This window comes from Streptomyces sp. NPDC088794 (assembly GCF_044750545.1).
Lineage (GTDB): Bacteria > Actinomycetota > Actinomycetes > Streptomycetales > Streptomycetaceae > Streptomyces.
Genome location: NZ_JBIVKB010000013.1, coordinates 206197 through 226266, shown reverse-complemented (window position 1 = coordinate 226266; position 20070 = coordinate 206197). Strand labels below are relative to the sequence as shown.

The following is a 20070-nucleotide window of genomic DNA, read 5'->3' as shown; positions in this document are numbered from 1 at the left end:
ACCGCTTCTACTTGGCCGTCTCGGCGACGAGCCGCTCGACGGCGTCGATCGCCTCGCCGACCGCGGCCGGGTTCTGGCCGCCGCCCTGGGCCACGTCCGGCTTGCCGCCGCCACCGCCACCGAGGGTCTTGGCGGCCGCGCGGACCAGTTCACCGGCCTTGAGACCGCGGTCCCGGGCGCCGTCGTTGGTCGCGATGACCGTGAGCGGCTTGCCGTTGTTGACCGTGAAGAGCGCGACCACGGCGGCCCGGCCGCCCTGGATGCGACCGCGCACGTCCAGGACCAGGCGACGCAGGTCGTCCGGGGTGGTGCCGTCCGGGACCTGCCCGGTCACGACCGCGACACCCTGCACGTCCTTGGCCGACTCGACGAGCCCGGCGGCGGCCTGCAACACCTTCTCGGCGCGGAACTTCTCGATCTCCTTCTCGGCGTCCTTCAGCTTGCCGAGCATCGTGGAGACCTTCTCCGGCAGCTCCTCCGGACGTCCCTTGATCAGCTCCTGGAGCTGGGCGACGACCGTGTGCTCGCGAGCGAGGAAGTTGTAGGCGTCGACACCGACGAGCGCTTCGATACGGCGGACACCCGAGCCGATCGACGACTCGCCGAGCAGCTTCACCAGGCCCAGCTGGGCGGTGTTGTGCACGTGCGTGCCGCCGCACAGCTCCTTGGAGAAGTCGCCGATGGTCACGACGCGGACCCGCTCGCCGTACTTCTCGCCGAACTCGGCGATGGCGCCTTCCTTCTTGGCCTGGTCGATGCCCATGACCTCGGCGCGCACGTCCAGGTCGCGGGCGAGCACCTCGTTGATCTTCTGCTCGACGTCGGTCATCACGGCCGTCGGAACGGCGGACGGCGAACCGAAGTCGAAGCGGAACCGGCCGGGCTGGTTCTCGGAACCGGCCTGCGCGGCCGTCGGGCCGAGGGCGTCCCGCAGCGCCTGGTGGGTGAGGTGGGTGGCCGAGTGGGCGCGGGCGATGGCCGTGCGCCGACGGCCGTCGATCGAGGCGAGCGCCTTCGCGCCGACGGTGACCTCGCCGACCTGGACGACGCCCTTGTGGACGTAGACGCCGGGGACCGGCTTCTGGGTGTCGCGGATCTCGATGACGGCGCCGGTGTCGACCTTGATCCGGCCGGTGTCGCCGATCTGGCCGCCGCCCTCGGCGTAGAAGGGGGTGCGGTCGAGGACGATCTCGACCTCGTCGCCCTCGGTGGCGGCCGGCGAGGAGACGCCGTCGACGAGGATGCCGACGACGGTGGTCTCGCTCTCGGTCTCGGTGTACCCGATGAAGTCGGTGGCCCCGGCGGCGTCGGCGATCGCCCGGTACGCGCCGGTGCCGGCGTGGCCGGTCTTCTTGCCCTGGGCGTCGGCCTTGGCGCGCTCCCGCTGCTCCTTCATCAGGCGGCGGAAGCCGTCCTCGTCCACCGACAGGCCCTGTTCGGCAGCCATTTCGAGGGTGAGGTCGATCGGGAAGCCCCAGGTGTCGTGGAGCAGGAACGCCTTGTCGCCGGCGAGGACCGTGCCGCCGCCGGCCTTGGTCTCGCCGACCGCGGTGTCGAGGATGTTGGTGCCGGCCTTCAGCGTCTTGAGGAACGCGTTCTCCTCGGCGACGGCGACCTTCTCGATGCGCTCGCGGTCGGTGACCAGCTCCGGGTACTGCTGGCCCATCATCGAGATCACGGTGTCGATCAGGTCGAGGACGACCGGACCGGTGGCGCCCAGCAGGCGCATGTTGCGGATGGCGCGGCGCATGATGCGGCGCAGCACATAGCCGCGGCCCTCGTTGCCGGGGGTCACGCCGTCGCCGATGAGCATGACGGACGTCCGCATGTGGTCGGTGACCACGCGCAGGGAGACGTCGGAGTCGTGCGCGGCGCCGTACTCGATGCCGGTCAGCTCGGTGGCCTTCTTGATGACCGCCATGGAGGTGTCGATCTCGTACATGTTCTGCACGCCCTGCAGAATCATGGCGAGGCGCTCCAGGCCGAGGCCCGTGTCGATGTTCTTGCTGGGGAGTTCGCCGAGGATCTCGAAGTTGTCCTTGCCGATGCCCTCGCCGCGCTCGTACTGCATGAAGACGAGGTTCCAGATCTCCACGTACCGCTCGTCGTTGACGGCAGGACCGCCCTCGGCGCCGAACTCGGGGCCGCGGTCGTAGTTGATCTCGGAGCACGGGCCGCAGGGTCCGGGGACGCCCATGGACCAGTAGTTGTCCTTCATGCCCAGGCGCTGGATGCGCTCCTTGGGCACGCCGATGACGTCGTGCCAGATGCGCTCGGCCTCGTCGTCGTCCTTGTAGACGGTGATCCAGAGCTTCTCCGGCTCCAGGCCGTAACCACCCTTGTCCTGGGGGCTGGTGAGCAGCTCCCAGGCGTACTTGATGGCGCCTTCCTTGAAGTAGTCGCCGAAGGAGAAGTTGCCGCACATCTGGAAGAAGGTGCCGTGGCGGGTGGTCTTGCCGACCTCTTCGATGTCGGGCGTGCGCACGCACTTCTGCACGCTGGTCGCGCGCGCCCACGGCGGCTTGACCTCACCGAGGAAATACGGCTTGAAGGGGACCATGCCGGCGGGGACCAGGAGCAGAGTCGGGTCGTCCGCGATGAGCGACGCCGAAGGGACGACGGTGTGGCCGCGCTCCTCGTAGAAGCTCAGCCAGCGGCGGCGGATCTCTGCCGACTCCATCAGTGGTCCTCATTCCGGTTGTACGGGTTCTTCGTCGACGAGTTGTTCGTCGGCGAGGACGTCGGGGCTTCGATGTACTTGGTGGCGCTGCGGTTCTCGATGGCCGCGTAGCGCCGGGGTGCGGGGAGTTCGGGGGACGCGTTGATGCCCAGCGCCTCGCCCAGCTCTTCCTCCCGCCGGGCCATGTTGTCGCGGACGTCGAGCGCGAAGCCGACCGCCCGGTCCTTGAGCCGGTGACCCGCGTCGAGCGCCTTGTTGGCCGCCGCGGCGGCCAGGTTCTCGGGGGTCAGCTGCTTCAGCTTGCGGTTGACCTTGGTGGTGGCCCAGACACCGGCGGCGACGCCGGTCGTGAACCAGAAGGTACGGCGGAACATCGCTGGTCTCAGTCCCTCTTTCCGCGGAGGTCTCGCTTGCCCCGCCGCGTGCCCGGGACCGTGCGGCCCACGATCACGGTACGCCGGGACTCCTTGGCGGGCGCGGGCACGTCGTCCCGGCGGGCGCCGAGGGCGCGGCGGACGCCGTAGCCGAAGGCCGCGACCTTGACCAGGGGGCCGCCGAAGGTGGAGGCGACGGTGGTCGACAGCGCGGACGCGTTCGACGTGACCTCCTGGACGTCGGTGGCGATCGCGTCGACCCGGTCGATCTGCGTCTGCGCGGAACGCACCGCCGAGGAGGCGTCCGCCAGGAGCGGGACGGCCTGGTCGGTCACGTCCGCGACGAGCTTGGTCGTCGCCCTGAGCGTCTGGGCCAGCCTCACCAGCGCTACGGCGAGGAAGGAGACCAGGATCGCCCAGAAGACGGCCACCAGGATCCCGGCCACCTCTCCACCGGACACCGCGTGCACCCGCTCCCTGAAACGTGCCTGAACATCGAGAAAGTCGTGACCGAGCCTATCGCGCCGGGGATGCCGCTCTGTACCGGATTCCGGGCCGCGAGGGCAAGAGTTGAGGGAAGCGATTGTACGGAGTGATTACGGTTCAGTACGCTCCGTGTCCCATGCGAGGTTCTCAGCCAGGCGGCACCCCTGTGAACGGCAATCTGCCCCTGGAACTAGACGCCTTCGTCGGCCGCACGGCCGAACTCGCCGCACTGGCCCGGTCTCTGGACGCCACGCGGCTGGTCACCGTGACCGGAGCCGGCGGGGTCGGCAAGTCACGGCTCGCGGTCCGGGCGGCCTCGCGGCGCGCGCCACGGGACGGGGTGTGGCGGGTCGAGCTGGCGCAGGTGAGCGATCCGGACTTCGTCGACTACGCCGTCGTGGACGCCCTCGGCCTCACCGACCACACCACCAGGCCCCCGCGCGAGACGCTGCTCGCGCATCTCGCCGAGCGTCAACTCCTGCTGGTCCTGGACGGGTTCGAACATCTGGTGGACGTCTGCGCCGAACTGGTGGGCGTGCTGCTGCGCGAGGTGCCCGGGCTCCGCGTGCTCGCCGTGGGCCGCAGACCACTGGCGGTGGCAGGCGAGCGCGTGTTCCCGCTGGCGCCTCTCGACGAGCGCGAGGCGGTGGAGCTGTTCCTGCGCCGGGCCGCGCAGCAGGGGCTGGAGACGGCGGACGGACCGGAGGTACGGGAGCTGTGCCGGCGCCTGGACGGCATCCCGCTGGCGATCGAGCTGGCCGCGGGACGGCTGCGGGCCCTGCCTCCCGAGGAGCTGCTGGCGCGCCTGGACGACCGGTTCCGGCTGCTGACCGGCGGTGGCCGGGACGCGCTCCCGCGCCATCAGACGCTGCGGACGGCGATCGGCTGGAGCCATGAACTGTGCACGCCCGAACAGCGGTTGCTGTGGGCGCGGCTCGCGGTGTTCGCCGGCCAGTTCGACCTGGAGGCCGTCGAGTACGTGTGCAGCGGGCACGGCCTGGTCGCCGACGGCGTCCTCGACGTGCTCTCGGAACTGCTCGCGCAGTCGGTGATCGTGCGCGAGGAGACGTCCTCCGGTCTGCGCTACCGCATGCTGGACACGGTCCGGGCCTACGGCGCCGACTGGCTGGAGGCGACCGGGGACGCGGCCCGGCTGCGGCGCCGGCACCGCGACTGGTACCTGGGCCTGGCCACCTGGTGCGAGCTGGACTGGTTCTCACCGCGCCAGGCGGAGGTCGCCGTACGCGTGGAGGCCGAGCTGCCGAATCTGCGCAGCGCCCTCGAACACTGCCTCACCGAGCCGGAGGAGGCGCACCTGGGCCAGTACCTCGCGGCCTCGCTCTGGTTCTACTGGGCCGGCTGCGGCCGTCTCTCCGAGGGCCGGCACTGGCTGGAGCAGGTTGTACGGCTGGACTCCGGCCACGAGGACTCCCGCCTGAAGGCGCTGTGGGTGCTCGGCTACGTGGCGATCCTCCAGGGCGACAAGGTGCCCGCGCTCGCCGCCCTCCAGGAGTGCCGGGAGGAGGCGGAACTCTCCGCCAGTCCTACGGCGGTGGCGTACGCGGAACATCGCACGGGCTGTCTGGCCCTGGTCACGGACGACATGCCCCGTGCGGAGAAGCTGCTGCGCTCGGCGCTCGACCGCTACCAGGAGATCGGCGAGCTGAACAGCAATGTGCTGATGGGCCAGGTCGAGCTGGCCATGTCGCTCGCGTTCCAGGGCGATCTGGCGGGCGCGGTGGGCCTGTGCGAGGACGTCCGCCGGGTCTGCGAGGACCACGGCGAGCGCTGGACCCGCGCCTACGCGCTGTACGTCCTGGCGTACGCGGCCTGGGCGGACGGCGACACGTCCCGGGCCCGCGCCCTGCTCACCGACTGCCTCGGCAGCGCCCATGCCTTCCACGATCTGCTCGGCTCGGTGCTCTCGGTCGAGCTGCTCGCCCTGGTCACGGCGGTGGAGGGCGACGCGGCCGAGGCAGCGGTGCTGCAGGGGGCGGCCGGGCGGATGTGGCGCTCGGTGGGCCTGCCGCTGTTCGGCTCGGCGTACTACAACGCCCCGCACGAACTGTGCGAGGCGAAGGCCCGGGAGGGCCTCGGCGACGCGCGGTACGAGGAGTGCGTACGGGAAGGGGCGCGGTTGGTGCGGGATGTGGCGGTGTCCCGGGCGCTGGAGCGGCCGCTGGACGGGCTGCCCGCACCCCGGGGGCCGGTGCTGCGGGCCACGGCCGGGGTGCAGACGCACGAACCCGCCGCCTCCCGCGCCCACAAGGGCGGGGAGACGGCGGGCTGAGGTGCTGCTAACGCCTGCCGGTGATCAGCGGGCGTAGTACTCGACGACGAGCTGCTCGTCGCAGATGACCGGAACTTCCTTGCGGTTCGGCTCGCGGTCCAGGCGGAAGGCCAGGGCGCGGAGGTTCACCTGGAGGTAGCGGGGGGTCTCGCCGTCGGGGGCGAAGCCACCCTCACGCGCGACCTGGAACAGGGTCTTCTCGCGGCTGCGCTCGCGGACCATCACGACGTCGTCGGGACGGACACGGAACGACGGCTTGTCGACCTTGCCACCGTTGACCTCGATGTGGCCGTGCACGACCATCTGACGGGCCTGGTAGATGGTGCGGGCGATGCCCGAACGCAGGACCAGGGCGTCGAGACGGCGCTCGAGCTCGACGATCAGGGCCTCACCGGTCTTGCCCTGCACCTTGGAGGCACGCTCGTAGGCACGGACCAGCTGACGCTCGGAGAGGTCGTACTGCGCGCGCAGACGCTGCTTCTCCAGCAGACGGACCTTGTAGTCCGAGTTCTGCTTGCGGCCACGGCCGTGCTCACCCGGCGGGTAGGGGCGGGCCTCGAAGTACTTGACGGCCTTCGGGGTCAGCGCGATGCCGAGGGCACGCGACTTCTTGACCTTGGGGCGGGACTGATTCGCCACTGTCTCTCATTTCTTGTGTTCGGCTTGTCAGAGTCGTGGGAGGTCGCATCCGCAGCCGGGGAAACCCGCCTCGTCCTGACGGACGGAGTGGGCAGCCGCTCCCCTGATCTGGGCACTCTGTGCAGCACGCGAGTGGCCCATCGACCGGTCCCGTCCTGCGACGGGTGGTGATGGGCTGCCCGCGACACCGTTCAACGGTGCGCGACGCTCCTGGAGCCAATCCACGAGGGACCGGGTCTCCGGCCGGTTGTCCCGCTCTGACTGCGCGGGACTCGGCACTTCGAGGGATTCTACAGGGTGCTCAGGACCGCTTTCGACCGAGGTGCTTGCGGGTCCACTCCACCGCGTCCGCGTACCGCGCCTCCGCGCCGTGCCGGGTCGGGGTGTAGTACTCGCGGTCCTTCAGCTCCTCCGGCGCGTACTGCTGCTCGGCGATGCCTTCCGGCAGGTCGTGCGGGTAGACGTACCCCTGCGCGTGCCCGAGCTTGGCCGCGCCCTTGTAGTGCCCGTCCCGCAGATGCATCGGCACCGGTCCCGCATGCCCCTTGCGTACGTCCTCCAGGGCGGCGCCGATCGCGGTGGTCGCCGCGTTGGACTTGGGGGCCAGGGCGAGCGCGATGGTGGCGTGGCTGAGGGTCAGCGCGGCCTCCGGGAAGCCGATCATCGCGACGGCCTGGGCGGCGGCCACCGCCGTCGGCAGGGCGTTGGCGTCGGCCAGGCCGATGTCCTCGCTCGCGGAGATCATCAGGCGGCGGGCGATGAAGCGGGGGTCCTCGCCGGCCTCGATCATGCGGGCCAGGTAGTGCAGGGCCGCGTCGACGTCGGAGCCGCGGATGGACTTGATCAGGGCGCTGGCGACGTCGTAGTGCTGGTCGCCGTCGCGGTCGTACTTCACCGCGGCCCGGTCGACGACCTCCTCCAGCGTCTGGAGGGCGACCTCCGCCTCGCCCTTGTCGAGGGCGGCCCCGGCGGCGGCCTCCAGGGCGGTGAGGGCGCGGCGGGCGTCGCCGCCGGCGATGCGCAGGAGGTGCTCCTCGGTGTCCTCGGGGAGGGTGACGGCGCCCTTGAGGCCGCGCTCGTCGGTGAGGGCGCGGCGGAGCAGGGCGCGCAGGTCGTCGTCCGTGAGGGGTTCGAGGGTCAGCAGCAGGGAGCGGGAGAGCAGCGGGGAGATGATCGAGAAGTACGGGTTCTCCGTGGTCGCCGCGATCAGGGTCACCCAGCGGTTCTCGACGGCGGGGAGCAGGGAGTCCTGCTGGGCCTTGCTGAAGCGGTGGATCTCGTCCAGGAAGAGGACGGTCTCCTTGCCGTAGCCGCCGGTGGCGCGGCGGGCGCCCTCGATGACCGCGCGGACCTCCTTGACGCCCGCGGTGATCGCCGACAGCTCGACGAAGCGCTTGTTGGTGGCCTTCGAGACGACGTACGCCAGGGTCGTCTTGCCCGTGCCCGGCGGTCCCCACAGGATCACGGACGACGCCCCGGCCGGGCCGCCGGCGCCCTCGCCGACCAGTCGGCGCAGGGGCGAGCCCGGCTTCAGGAGGTGCTGCTGGCCCACCACCTCGTCGAGGGTGCGCGGGCGCATCCGGACCGCCAGGGGGCTGCCGGTCGGGTCCTTCTCCTGGCGTTCTTCTGCTGCTGCGGTGAACAGGTCGGGCTCCACGCTGAAACCCTAGTTCACCGCACTGACAGTCGGGTCCGGGCCGTCGGACGGTCCGTACCCGCCCCCGTCAGCTGGTCCAGAAGTCCCACCAGCGGGTCAGGATCAGCATGCCGATGATGCCGATGTGCAGGACCGGCAGCACCCAGGTGAACTCGCCGAAGAACGACTTCAGCCAGCCCGGGCTCGGCAGGAAGCCCTTGCGGATGTTGAACGAGGTCACGTACCAGAACATGATGATCGTGGCGACCCAGGCCAGCGAGCACCACAGGCACAGCGCGTTGATCCGGTACAGGGACTGGAACTGCAGCCAGGTGCAGAAGCCCACACCGAAGAGCGTGCCGAAGTTGAAGGTCAGCCAGTACCAGCGCGGGTAGGTGGCCCGCGCGAGCAGGCTGATGCCGACGCAGATGACGATGCCGTAGCAGACCAGGCCGAGCATCGGGTTCGGGAAGCCGAAGGCCTCCGCCTGCTTGCTCTCCATGACACTGCCGCAGGAGACGACCGGGTTCAGGCTGCAGCCGGGGGTGAAGGACGTGCCCGCCACCTTGGCTTCCAGCAGCTTGAACTTGTCGACCGTGATGACCCACGCGGCGAGCAGACCGGCCGCGCCGGTGATGATCAGCAGCAGGGCGAGGGCACGGCTGCCGCCCTCCGTGCGCGGTCCCGCCGAGGCGCTTTCCTCGGAAGGGTCGGGCTCGGTGGAGACGTCTTTGACTGTCGTCTTGCTCATCACGCCGATTCCATCTGCTTGAGAGTTGGACCTTCTTCAGGCAGGTGCCATTGTGCCGCACGGAGGCCTCTGTCCACCGTTCGGTGGACATAAGGAGGTACGCACGGTCGTCCCTGAGCGTTCGATTCCGGACGACGCTGTACGGCATGACAGCACACGCGAACGAACTCGCCGTGGACGTTCGAGGCCTGCGCAAGCGGTACGGGGACGTGACCGCGGTCGACGGGATCGATCTCGGCATCCGGCGCGGCGAGGTGTTCGGCCTGCTGGGGCCCAACGGCGCCGGCAAGAGCACCACCGTGGAGATCCTCCAGGGCAACCGCGCGCGGGACGCCGGGGAGGTGTCCGTGCTGGGCGCGGACCCGGCGAGCGGCACGCGTGCGTGGCGATCTCGTGTCGGAATCGTCTGGCAGGACGAATCCGCGCCCGCGGAGTTGACGGTCCGCGAGACCGTGCGGCACTTCGCCCACTACTACCCGAGGCCGCGCGACCCCGAGGAGGTCATCGGTCTGGTCGGTCTGGAGGCCAAGGCGGGCGCCCGGATCAAGGCCCTCTCCGGCGGACAGCGCCGCCGCCTCGACGTGGCCCTGGGGGTGATCGGCGACCCCGAACTGCTGCTCCTGGACGAGCCGACCACCGGATTCGACCCGGCGGCCCGGCGTCAGTTCTGGGACCTGATCCGCAAGCTGTCCGGCGAGGGCACGACCATCCTTCTCACGACGCACTACCTGGAGGAGGCCGAGGCACTCGCCGACCGGCTCGCGGTGATCGCCGAGGGCCGGGTCGTCGCCGAGGGCGAGCCCGCCACCCTGCGGGAGCACTACGGCACCGGCGCGACCGTCGGCTGGACCGAGCCGGACGGCACCGCGCGCAGCGAGCACACGGACACTCCCACCAGGACGGTCGCCGCCCTCATGCACCTCTTCGACGGCGAGATCCCGGGCCTCACGGTGGCCCGCCCCACGCTGGAGGACGTCTACCTCCGGCTGACCGGACAGGAGGTCGGACGGTGACCACGACCGCCGTACAGAGCCGCACCGACGCACCCGCCGGCCGACTCCCCGGCACCTGGGGACTGGGCATCAGGCGAGGCGGCTTGGAGATCAAGCAGTTCTTCCGGCAGCGCGACCAGGTCGTGTTCACGTTCGCGTTCCCGGTGGTGTTCCTGTTCCTGTTCGCGTCGATCTTCCACGACGACGTGCACGGCTCGGGCGTCACCGCCTCGCAGTTGTACGTCCCCGCGATGATGGCCTCGGGCATCATGTCGACGAGTTTCCAGTCGCTGGGCATCTCGATCGCCGTCGAACGGGACGAGAAGGTCCTGCGCCGGCTGCGCGGGACGCCGATGCCACCGACCTCGTACTTCCTCGGCAAGATCTGGCTGGTTCTGTTCACCGGAATCCTGGAGACGGCCATCCTGCTGCTCGTCGGCACCACCCTGTACGACGTCGACCTGCCGTCGGACGCGACCAGGTGGCTCGACTTCGGCTGGATCTTCGTGCTCGGTCTGACGGGGTGCGCGCTGCTCGGCATCGCGATCAGCTCGGTGCCCAAGTCGGCCAAGAGCGCCAGCTCCGTGGTCGTCCTCCCCTTCCTGGTCCTGCAGTTCATCTCCGGGGTGTACATCTCCATCGACACCATCCCGGACTGGATGCTGAACGTCGGCGCCCTGTTCCCGCTGAAGTGGCTGTGCCAGGGACTGCGGGGTGTCTTCCTGCCCGACTCCGCGCAGGTGCTGGAGCAGGCCGAGAGCTGGGAGTTCGGACGGATCGCGCTGGTGCTCGCGGCCTGGTGCGTCGGAGGATTGGTCCTGTGTCTGCTGACCTTCCGCTGGAAGACCCGGCGCGACGGATGACCGGCCCGGGCGTGGCCCGCGACGAGCACGCCTGGGACCGGACGATCCGGCTCTGGGACGGGTACTTCGCGGTCGCCTGGGCGGCCACCCTCGCCTTCGTGCTCGCCGCGGCGCATCCGTCCCCGCCCGTCCGCGCGGTCGCGGCGGCGCTGCTCGTGCCGCTGGTGCCCTGGTACGCCCTGGTGGGGCGCCGGTTGCTCCAGGAGGACCCGCCGGACCAGCGGCAGGCACTGCGCTATCTCGCCGGGGCGATCGCGCTGTTCCTGCCGTCGGCGGTACTGGTCGGGGAGACCCGGCTGATGGCGTTCGCGCTCGTCCCGCAGTGCTTCATGACCCTGCGGATGCGCTGGACGCTGGTGACGGTGAGCCTGATCAACCTGGCGCCGGTGGCGGGTTGGGCGCTGCTGTGGCGCCCCAGCGGCGAGGACCTGTTCGCCAACTCCCTCTTCGCCGTGGTCACCTTCGTCTTCTCCGTGGTGGTAGGCAGCTGGATCGTCCGGATCATCGAACAGAGCTGGGAGCGGGCCGAGTTGATAGCCGAGTTGGACGCGAGCCGCCACGAGGTCTCCCGCCTGTCCGCCGCACACGGCGCGCTGGCCGAGCGCGAGCGCATGGCCCGCGAGATCCACGACACGCTCGCGCAGGGCTTCACCAGCCTGCTGATGCTGATCCAGGCCGTGGAGGCGGAACTGGACCACGATGCTCCGCAGGCCCGCCGCCACTTGGCGCTCATGGACGCGACAGCCCGTCAGAACCTCGCCGAGGCCCGCGCCCTGGTCGCCGGCGGCGCACCGGCCGACCTCGACGGCGCCTCCCTCCCGGACGCGCTGCACCGGCTCGCCGCCCGGCACGAGGCGACCCTCGACGTGACAGGCCCCGTCCGCCCGCTACCGGCCGCGCCGGAGGTGGTGGCCCTGCGCTCCTGCCAGGAGGCACTGGCCAACGCCCGCAAACACGCGGGGAGTTCGGCGACGGTGGACGTGGCTCTCGCTTACGCCGACGACACGGTGACCGTGTCCGTCCGGGACGACGGCTGCGGCTTCGACCCGGGCGTCCCGTGCCCGGGCTACGGCCTGGCCGGGTTGCGAGCACGGGCGACCGAGGTCGGAGGGAAGGCCCGGATCCACAGCTCACCCGGCGACGGCACGACGGTGACGGTGGTTCTGCCGGTCGCCATTCCGAGGAGTACTCCGTGACGATCCGGATCATCCTGGCCGACGACCATCCCGTCGTACGGGAGGGTCTGCGCGCGATGCTCAGCGCCGAGCCGGACCTCGAGGTCGTCGCCGACGCGGCGAGCGGTCCGCAGGCGGAGGCATTGGCGGCCGAACTCCGGCCCGACATCGTGCTGATGGATCTGCGGATGCCGGGTGGTGGGGGCGTGGACTCGATCGTGCGGATGAGCGAGACGGGGTTGGCGTGCCGGGTGATCGTGCTGACGACGTACGAGACGGACCGCGACATTCTGCGGGCGGTGGAGGCCGGGGCGGCGGGTTATCTGCTCAAGGACATGCCGCGGGCTCAGCTTGCGGAGGCGGTTCGTGCTGCGGCGCGGGGGGAGACGGTGTTGGCGCCGTCGGTGGCCGCGCGGTTGGTGGACCGGTTGCGGGTGCGGCCGGAGCGGCCTCGGTTGTCGGAGCGGGAGGTTGCGGTGCTGCGGTTGGTGGCGGAGGGGTGTACCAACGCGGAGATCGGACGGCGGTTGTTCATCGGGGAGTCGACGGTGAAGACCCATCTGCTGCGGGTCTTCGGGAAGTTGGGGGTGGATGACCGGACGGCGGCGGTGACGAGCGCGATGCGACACGGCTTGCTGGACTGATTTTCCTTCGCCCCCGCCGCCCCTACCCGTCCCATCCTTCTGGGGGCTGCCGCCCCCAGACCCCCGCTTCGGCCTGAACGGCCTCGTCCTCAAACGCCGGACGGGCTGGGTAACTCAGCCCCTCCGGCGTTTGAGGAGCGGGGTCTGGGGCGGAGCCCCAGGATGGGACGGGTAGGGGCGGCGGGGGCGAAAGAGGCAGGTCTCAGCCGAGCCTCGACTCCAGTTCCGCCACGATCTCGTTCACGCCGACCGCCGCCTGCTCCCCGGACTCCATGTCCTTCAGCTGGACCACGCCCTCGGCAAGGTCGCGTTCGCCGGCGACGACAGTGAAGCGGGCGCCACTGCGATTCGCGCTCTTCATCGCACCCTTGAGGCCCTTGTGGCCGTACGAGAAGTCCGCCGCGATCCCGACCTTCCGCAACTCCGTGACCTTCGCGAACAGCAGCCGACGAGCCTCCTCGCCCAGCGGCACCGCGAACACACTGGTCGTGGAGGGGAGTTCGAGCTCCACGCCCTCCGCCTCAAGGGCCAGGACCGTGCGGTCGACGCCCAACGCCCAGCCCACCGACGGCAACGCCGGGCCACCGATCATCTCGGACAGGCCGTCGTAACGACCGCCGCCGCCCACCGCCGACTGGGAGCCCAGCCCGTCGTGGACGAACTCGAAGGTCGTACGCGTGTAGTAGTCGAGGCCGCGCACAAGGCGGGGGTCGTCCTCGAAGGCAACGCCCGCCGCCGTGATCAGTTCGCGGACCTCCTCGTGGTACGCCTTGCAGGCGTCGCACAGGTAGTCGCGCAGCAGCGGCGCGTCCGTCAACTGCTTCTGGACGTCGGGGCGTTTGTCGTCCAGGACGCGCAGGGGGTTGATGTCCGCCCGGCGGAGGGTCTCCTCGTCGAGGTCGAGACCGCGCAGGAAGGTCTGCAACGCCTCCCGGTAGACCGGACGGCACTCCTTGTCGCCCAGGCTGTTGAGGAGGATGCGGAACTCGCGCAGGCCCAGCGAGCGGTACGCCTGGTCGGCCAGGATGATCAACTCGGCGTCGAGCGCCGGGTCCTCGGCGCCGATCGCCTCGGCACCGACCTGCGAGAAGTGGCGGTAACGGCCCTTCTGGGGACGCTCGTAGCGGTAGTACGAGCCCGAGTACCAGAGCTTGACGGGGAGGTTGCCGAGCTTGTGCAGGTTGGCCTCGAGTGCCGCACGCAGCACGGAGGCCGTGCCCTCGGGGCGCAGGGCGAGCCGGTCGCCGCCCTTGGTCTCGAAGGCGTACATCTCCTTGGTCACGATGTCGGTGGACTCGCCGACACCGCGCGCGAAGAGCTCCACGTTCTCGAAGCCGGGGGTCTCGATGTAGCCGTAGCCGGAGTTGCGCAGCGGCGCGGCGATCGCCTCACGGACGGCCAGGTACTTGGCGCTGTCCGGCGGGATCAGGTCGTACGTGCCCTTGGGGGCCTGAAAGGTGCTCACGGGAGGTCTCTCGTCACATTCCTCGTCGGGGAGCGTCCGCGCTCCCGAGGCCGGCGGCCACCTGCCGCAGATACGGGTTGGTGGCGCGCTCCTGGCCGATGGTCGTGTATTCGTTGTGACCGGGCAGCACCACGGTGGCGTCGTCGAGCGGCAGGACCACGCGGGCCAGCGATTCGAGCATGTCGTCCATGGAGCCACCGGGCATGTCGGTGCGTCCGATGGAGCCGGCGAACAGCAGGTCGCCCGAGAAGAAGACCGGCGGGATGTCCGCCGACTCGGGCAGGCCGAAGGTCACCGACCCCTTCGTATGGCCGGGCGCGTGCGTGACGGACAGCTCAAGACCCGCGAGCTCCAGTTTCGCGCCGTCGGTCAGCTCCTTGACGTCGTCCGGCTCCCCCACGGTCAGCTCGCCCATGAGCGGCATGCCGATGCTGCGGCCGATCGCCTTCTCGGGCTCGGCCATCATGTAGCGGTCCTCGGGGTGGATCCAGGCGGGTACGCCGTGCGCGCCGCACACCGGGACGACCGAGGCCACGTGGTCGATGTGGCCGTGGGTCAGGACGACGGCGACGGGCTTGAGCCGATGCTTCCTCAGCGTTTCCTCGACTCCGGCGGCGGCCTGGTGGCCCGGGTCGATGATCACGCACTCCTCACCGGCGGCGGGGGCGACGAGAAAACAGTTCGTCCCCCAGGCCCCGGCGGGGAACCCGGCAATGAGCACGATCGTCCTTCGTTGTGTCGATACGGGTGCGCCTGGAAGAGGTGGCACCTGCCGTCAGAGCCTACCGGCGCTGCCGAATCCTCAGCGAACCCATATACGGTACGGGACACACGCAGGCGGTCGGCACAACAAGACGCACGCGTCCCAGTAGACGTACGAGACGCATGAGGAGAAAACCCCGTGGTCACCCAGGAACAGCGGAAGCGGCAGCTAGCCCGGGAGAAGTTCTTGCGGCAGCAGCAGCGGCGCACGGCCTCGCGGCGCAAGGCGCGCATGCGCAACTCGGTGATCGCGTCGGTGCTCGGCGTGATCCTGATAGGCAGTGTCGCCCTTTACACGACCGGGGTCCTGAAGGACGACGACAAGGCCAACGCGAGTTCGGACACGACTCCCAGCGCCGCGCCGTCCAGCAAGGCACCGACGGATCCGTGCGAGAAGCCGGCCGCCGGCTCGGTGAAGAAGCTGAGCTGGAAGAAGGAGCCGGCGGTCACCATCGACAAGTCGGCGAAGTACACGATGACGCTCGCGACGACGTGCGGTGACATCGGCATCGCGCTGAAGACGTCGGCGGCCCCGCACACGGTGAATTCCTTCGACTTCCTCGCGGGCAAGGGATTCTTCGACCACACGAAGTGCCACCGGCTCACCACCAACGGCATCTACGTGCTGCAGTGCGGCGACCCGACGGCCGCCGGCAGCGGCGGTCCCGGATACACCATTCCGGACGAGAACCTGAAGGACGCCTCCCTCAAGGGCGGCATCTACCCCGCGGGCACCGTGGCGATGGCCAACACCGGTCAGAAGCACACCGGCGGCAGCCAGTTCTTCCTGGTCTACCAGGACAGTCAGCTGCCGGCGAGCTACACGCCGTTCGGCACGATCTCCGACTCCGGGATGAAGGTCCTGCAGAAAATCGCCGCCGCCGGAGAGAACACCGGAGCCGGTGACGGAGCCCCGAACGCGACCGTTGTGATCAACAAGGCGACGGTCACGAAATCCTGATCCCGTCCTGATCCATCCCGACCGCATCCCGCCCCGAGGTGCGAAACTTCGGTCGCGCGGGATGCGGACAGGCAACCCGCCGGTCGCCTATGTTGGCCGTGACGAAACTGTGGACGATGCCCGGGGGCGCTGACGCCCCACGCAGGCATCATGTGGAGGAGGCGCTGTGAGCAGCGACCCGTGGGGCCGCGTCGACGAGACGGGGACCGTGTACGTGCGTACGGCCGACGGCGAGCAGGTCGTCGGTTCCTGGCAGGCGGGCTCCCCTGAGGAGGCGCTGGCCTATTTCGAGCGCAAGTACGAGGGCTTGGTTGTCGAGATCGGCCTCCTCGAGAAGCGAGTGAAGACCACCGACCTGTCCGCCAAGGATGCTCAGGCAGCCATCGACCACATCCGCGAGCAGGTGGACGCCCATCACGCGGTGGGCGACCTGGCCGCGCTGCGGGTGCGGCTCGACAAGCTCGTGGAGACCGTCGAGTCGCGTCGCGAGGAGCGCAAGCAGCAGCGGGCGAAGCAGTCGGACGAGGCGCGCAACTCCAAGGAGGCGCTGGTCGCCGAGGCGGAGCAGCTCGCGCAGTCCGACCAGTGGCGGGCGGCCGGTGAACGGCTGCGCGCGCTGGTGGACACCTGGAAGGGGCTTCCCCGCCTCGACCGCAAGTCGGACGACGAGCTGTGGCACCGCTTCTCGCACGCCCGGTCGGCCTTCTCCAAGCGCCGCAAGGCGCACTTCGCGTCCCTGGACGCGCAGCGCGAGGAGGCCCGCAAGACCAAGGAGCGGCTGGTCGCCGAGGCCGAGGGGCTGTCCGCTTCGACGGACTGGGGTCCCACGGCCGCGCGCTACCGCGAGCTGATGGCCGAGTGGAAGGCCGCGGGCCGCGCCCAGCGCGAGCACGAGGACGACCTGTGGAACCGCTTCCGCGGCGCCCAGGACGTCTTCTTCGCCGCCCGCAGCTCGGTCTTCGCCGAGCGGGACGCCGAGCAGACGGAGAACCTGAAGCTCAAGGAGGAACTGGCCGAGGAGGCCGAGAAGATCCTCCCGATCACGGACCTCCGTACGGCACGCGCCGCCTTCCGTTCGCTCAACGAGCGCTGGGAGGCCATCGGCCACGTACCGCGTGACGCGCGGCCGAAGGTCGAGGGCCGGATGCACGCCGTCGAGCGGGCGATCCAGGAGTCCGAGGAGGCCGAGTGGCGCCGGACGAACCCGGAGGCACGCGCGCGTGCCGCGGGTCTGACCGGTCAGCTCCAGGCGGCCGTGGACAAGCTCCGGGGCCAGATCGAGCAGGCGCGCGCCCAGGGCAACAGCTCCAGGGCCGAGAAGCTGGAGCGCGAGCTGGAGGGCCGCCAGGCCCTGCTGGACCAGGCGCTCAAGGGCTTGCAGGAGTTCGGCGGCTGACGCGCCTCCCGCGCATCGGCCTCGCGCACCACGAGAAGGGCTCCCGTACGTGACGTACGGGAGCCCTTCTCGTATCCGCTGGAATCTCTGCCCTACGACCTGCTGCGCGCCGACGTCACCCGGTACACGTCGTAGACGCCCTCCACGCCCCGGACCGCCTTCAGGACGTGGCCCAGGTGCTTGGGGTCGCCCATCTCGAAGGTGAAGCGGGAGGTGGCGACGCGGTCGCGGGAGGTCTGGACGGCCGCGGAGAGGATGTTGACGTGCTGGTCGGACAGGACGCGGGTGACGTCGGAGAGGAGCCGGGAGCGGTCCAGGGCCTCGACCTGGATGGCGACCAGGAAGACCGAGGACTGGGTGGGCGCCCACTCGACTTCGAGGATGCGTTCGGGCTCGCGGGACAGTGACTCCACGTTGACGCAGTCGCTGCGGTGAACCGATACGCCACTACCCCGCGTGACGAAACCGATGATCGGGTCGCCGGGTACCGGTGTGCAGCAGCGGGCCAGCTTGACCCATACGTCGTCGACGCCCTTGACGACGACGCCCGGGTCGGCGTTGGAACGGCGTTTGCGGCTGCGGCTCCTGGTCGGCGGGACCGACTCGTCGATCTCCTCGGTCGCGGCCTCCTCGCCGCCGAGGGCGGAGACGAGCTTCTGCACGACGTTCTGCGCCGAGACATGGCCCTCGCCGATCGCGGCGTACAGCGCGGAGATGTCCGGGTAGCGCATCTCGTGCGCCAGCGTGACCAGGGAGTCGCCGGTCAGGATGCGCTGGATCGGCAGGTTCTGCTTGCGCATCGCGCGGACGATGGCGTCCTTGCCCTGCTCGATCGCCTCGTCACGGCGCTCCTTGGAGAACCAGGCGCGGATCTTGTTGCGCGCCCGCGGCGACTTGACGAAGCCGAGCCAGTCCCGGGAGGGACCCGCGCCGGCCGCCTTGGAGGTGAAGACCTCCACCAAGTCGCCGTTGTCCAGGGTGGATTCGAGGGGTACGAGTCTTCCGTTGACCCGTGCTCCTATGGTCCGGTGGCCGACCTCGGTGTGGACCGCGTACGAGAAGTCCACCGGGGTGGAGCCGGCCGGCAGCGATATCACGTCACCCTTCGGCGTGAAGACGAAGACCTCGTTGCGGGACAGGTCGAAGCGCAGGGACTCCAGGAACTCCCCGGGGTCCTCGGTCTCCTTCTGCCAGTCGAGCAACTGGCGCAGCCACGCCATGTCGTTGAGGTGGTCCTCCTTGCCGGTGCTCTTGGGCGCGTCCGAACGCACCTTGGAGGCGCCGGCGACGGCCTCCTGCTTGTACTTCCAGTGCGCGGCGATGCCGTACTCGGCCCGGCGGTGCATGTCGAAGGTACGGATCTGGAGCTCGACAGGCTTGCCGTTGGGGCCGATCACCGTCGTGTGCAGCGACTGGTACATGTTGAACTTGGGCATCGCGATGTAGTCCTTGAACCGGCCGGGGACCGGGTTCCATCGCGCGTGCACGGTGCCGAGGGCGGCGTAACAGTCCCTCACCGTGTCGACAAGGACACGAATACCCACCAGGTCGTAGATCTCCGCGAAGTCGCGACCGCGGACGATCATCTTCTGGTAGACGCTGTAGTAGTGCTTCGGTCGGCCCGTGACGGTCGCCTTGATCCGTGCGGCGCGCAGATCCTGCTGCACCTCGTCGGTCACTATGGCCAGGTACTCGTCACGCTTCGGCGCCCGCTCGGCCACCAGCCGCACGATCTCGTCGTACATCTTGGGGTAGAGGATCGCGAAGGCGAGGTCCTCCAGCTCCCACTTGATGGTGTTCATGCCCAGGCGGTGGGCGAGCGGCGCGTAGATCTCCAGCGTCTCGCGCGCCTTCTTCTCCTGCTTCTCGCGCTTGAGGTAGCGCATGGTGCGCATGTTGTGCAGCCGGTCGGCGAGCTTGATGACCAGGACGCGCGGGTCCTTGGCCATGGCCACGACCATCTTGCGCACGGTCTCGGCCTGCGCGGCCTCGCCGAACTTGACCTTGTCCAGCTTGGTGACGCCGTCGACGAGCAGCGCGACCGAGTCGCCGAAGTCGCGGCGGAGCTGGTCGAGGCCGTACTCGGTGTCCTCGACGGTGTCGTGCAGCAGCCCGGCCATGAGCGTGGCCGGATCCATGCCCAGCTCGGCGAGGATCGTCGTCACGGCGAGCGGGTGCGTGATGTACGGGTCGCCGCTCTTGCGCTTCTGGCCGCGGTGCCAGCGCTCGGCGACCTGGTAGGCCTTCTCGATCTGGCGGAGCGTCGCGGTCTCGATCTTCGGGTCGTTGCTGCGCACTATCCGCAGCAGCGGCTCCAGGACCGGGTTGTACGGGTTGGAGCGCTGCACTCCGAGGCGGGCGAGGCGGGCGCGGACGCGGTTGGAGGAGCCGCCGGAACGGGCGGGCTGGCCGGTGTTCGGGCGGACCGCGGGTGTGGCCGACTGCGTCGCGTCGGCCGGGGTGGGCTCGGGTGCGGGGGGCGGCTTGGGGCGCGACTGCTCGGCCGACTTGTCCACGGGGCCGGACTGGGCGTGCTCGACCGTCCCGCGGGAGTCGTTCTTCGCGTGCGGCTCCGTCGGCGCAGGCTTGGCCGCGGCTGCCGAGGCGGACTCGGGCTTGGCGGCGGTCAGGTGTTGGGCCTCGTCTGGCAAGAGGACTCCTCGTGCGCGATCCGGGTCCCCCGGTCAGGCTCCGGAGACCCCATGGTAGCGATCCTGCGCCCCAGGATCGCCTTCAGCCCGATGTGAGGGCCGTCTACCCCTGAAACACGAGGGGCTCCCGCCGGATTCCGGAGGGGTGGCTTCAGGGTGATCGAGGGGTGTCTTGGGGGTGACTGCGGGGGCCTGCGGGTTTACCGGGGGGCGTGGAGGTGGCTCGGGGCGGGGGGTGTGCGGCGGGGGCTGAGGAAGGGGCAGGGGGGAGCGACTGTACGCCTGCGCATCGGGGCACGACCGGA

The 20070-nt window shown here is 69.9% G+C and carries 16 protein-coding genes; 7 read left to right on the top strand and 9 right to left on the bottom strand.

All coding sequences use genetic code 11. The features are described 5' to 3' along the window. Positions 1-7: 7 nt before the first annotated feature. The 3 genes from alaS to ACIP6U_RS32490 are packed head-to-tail and all read right to left on the bottom strand — an operon-like array spanning position 8 to position 3524. Positions 8-2680 carry an alanine--tRNA ligase gene (gene alaS, locus ACIP6U_RS32500; RefSeq protein WP_401725277.1) on the bottom strand — a complete coding sequence of 891 codons (2673 nt, stop codon included), beginning with the start codon at positions 2678-2680 and terminating at the stop codon, positions 8-10. Continuing rightward, complete coding sequence (locus ACIP6U_RS32495) at positions 2680-3054, bottom strand: hypothetical protein (protein ID WP_401725275.1); 375 nt, start codon at positions 3052-3054, stop codon at positions 2680-2682. The genes alaS and ACIP6U_RS32495 overlap by 1 nt, the downstream gene beginning before the upstream one ends. Before the next feature lie 8 nt (positions 3055-3062). Beyond that, complete coding sequence (locus tag ACIP6U_RS32490; RefSeq protein ID WP_401725272.1) at positions 3063-3524, bottom strand: DUF948 domain-containing protein; 462 nt, start codon at positions 3522-3524, stop codon at positions 3063-3065. 152 nt (positions 3525-3676) lie between these two features. On the opposite strand from ACIP6U_RS32490, the gene ACIP6U_RS32485 reads away from it, so the two are divergent. Beyond that, positions 3677-5830 (top strand): ATP-binding protein, encoded by a 2154-nt coding sequence (locus ACIP6U_RS32485; protein ID WP_401725270.1) that lies wholly within the window; start codon positions 3677-3679, stop codon positions 5828-5830. A gap of 24 nt (positions 5831-5854) precedes the next feature. Here the strand turns inward: ACIP6U_RS32485 and rpsD are convergent, their stop codons facing one another. From rpsD to ACIP6U_RS32470, 3 genes are all read right to left on the bottom strand, one after another. Beyond that, positions 5855-6469, bottom strand: coding sequence for a 30S ribosomal protein S4 (gene rpsD / locus ACIP6U_RS32480; protein ID WP_124002842.1), 615 nt, complete (start codon positions 6467-6469; stop codon positions 5855-5857). 301 nt (positions 6470-6770) lie between these two features. Next, complete coding sequence (locus ACIP6U_RS32475; RefSeq protein ID WP_401725267.1) at positions 6771-8126, bottom strand: replication-associated recombination protein A; 1356 nt, start codon at positions 8124-8126, stop codon at positions 6771-6773. A gap of 67 nt (positions 8127-8193) precedes the next feature. Then, the gene (locus ACIP6U_RS32470) at positions 8194-8856 is read right to left on the bottom strand and encodes a vitamin K epoxide reductase family protein (protein ID WP_401725264.1); all 663 of its coding nucleotides are present in this window, start codon (positions 8854-8856) and stop codon (positions 8194-8196) included. A 146-nt stretch (positions 8857-9002) separates the two neighbouring features. Here ACIP6U_RS32470 and ACIP6U_RS32465 point away from each other — a divergent pair, with 146 nt between their 5' ends. Genes ACIP6U_RS32465 through ACIP6U_RS32450 form a run of 4 tightly spaced genes read left to right on the top strand, consistent with a single transcriptional unit; the run spans position 9003 to position 12530 of the window. Continuing rightward, entirely contained in the window at positions 9003-9869 is an 867-nt protein-coding gene (locus ACIP6U_RS32465) for an ABC transporter ATP-binding protein (RefSeq protein ID WP_401725261.1), read from the top strand. Then, positions 9866-10711, top strand: coding sequence for an ABC transporter permease (locus ACIP6U_RS32460; RefSeq protein ID WP_401725258.1), 846 nt, complete (start codon positions 9866-9868; stop codon positions 10709-10711). Before ACIP6U_RS32465 ends, ACIP6U_RS32460 begins: the two co-directional genes overlap by 4 nt. Beyond that, positions 10708-11907: a sensor histidine kinase gene (locus tag ACIP6U_RS32455; RefSeq protein WP_401725612.1), complete on the top strand. Its 1200-nt coding sequence runs from the start codon at positions 10708-10710 to the stop codon at positions 11905-11907. Before ACIP6U_RS32460 ends, ACIP6U_RS32455 begins: the two co-directional genes overlap by 4 nt. Beyond that, complete coding sequence (locus tag ACIP6U_RS32450) at positions 11904-12530, top strand: response regulator (RefSeq protein ID WP_401725255.1); 627 nt, start codon at positions 11904-11906, stop codon at positions 12528-12530. The genes ACIP6U_RS32455 and ACIP6U_RS32450 overlap by 4 nt, the downstream gene beginning before the upstream one ends. A gap of 202 nt (positions 12531-12732) precedes the next feature. Here ACIP6U_RS32450 and hisS read toward each other — a convergent pair whose 3' ends face one another. After that, entirely contained in the window at positions 12733-13995 is a 1263-nt protein-coding gene (hisS, locus tag ACIP6U_RS32445) for a histidine--tRNA ligase (RefSeq protein ID WP_401725253.1), read from the bottom strand. A gap of 13 nt (positions 13996-14008) precedes the next feature. Then, complete coding sequence (locus tag ACIP6U_RS32440) at positions 14009-14716, bottom strand: MBL fold metallo-hydrolase (RefSeq protein ID WP_401725250.1); 708 nt, start codon at positions 14714-14716, stop codon at positions 14009-14011. Between the two features lie 180 nt (positions 14717-14896). On the opposite strand from ACIP6U_RS32440, the gene ACIP6U_RS32435 reads away from it, so the two are divergent. Continuing rightward, positions 14897-15718 carry a peptidylprolyl isomerase gene (locus tag ACIP6U_RS32435; protein WP_401725248.1) on the top strand — a complete coding sequence of 274 codons (822 nt, stop codon included), beginning with the start codon at positions 14897-14899 and terminating at the stop codon, positions 15716-15718. 166 nt (positions 15719-15884) lie between these two features. Further along, positions 15885-17114: a DUF349 domain-containing protein gene (locus tag ACIP6U_RS32430; protein ID WP_401725245.1), complete on the top strand. Its 1230-nt coding sequence runs from the start codon at positions 15885-15887 to the stop codon at positions 17112-17114. Between the two features lie 92 nt (positions 17115-17206). On the opposite strand, the gene ACIP6U_RS32425 is transcribed toward ACIP6U_RS32430, so the two are convergent. Next, entirely contained in the window at positions 17207-19765 is a 2559-nt protein-coding gene (locus tag ACIP6U_RS32425) for a RelA/SpoT family protein (protein WP_401725242.1), read from the bottom strand. Between the last annotated feature and the right edge of the window lie 305 nt (positions 19766-20070).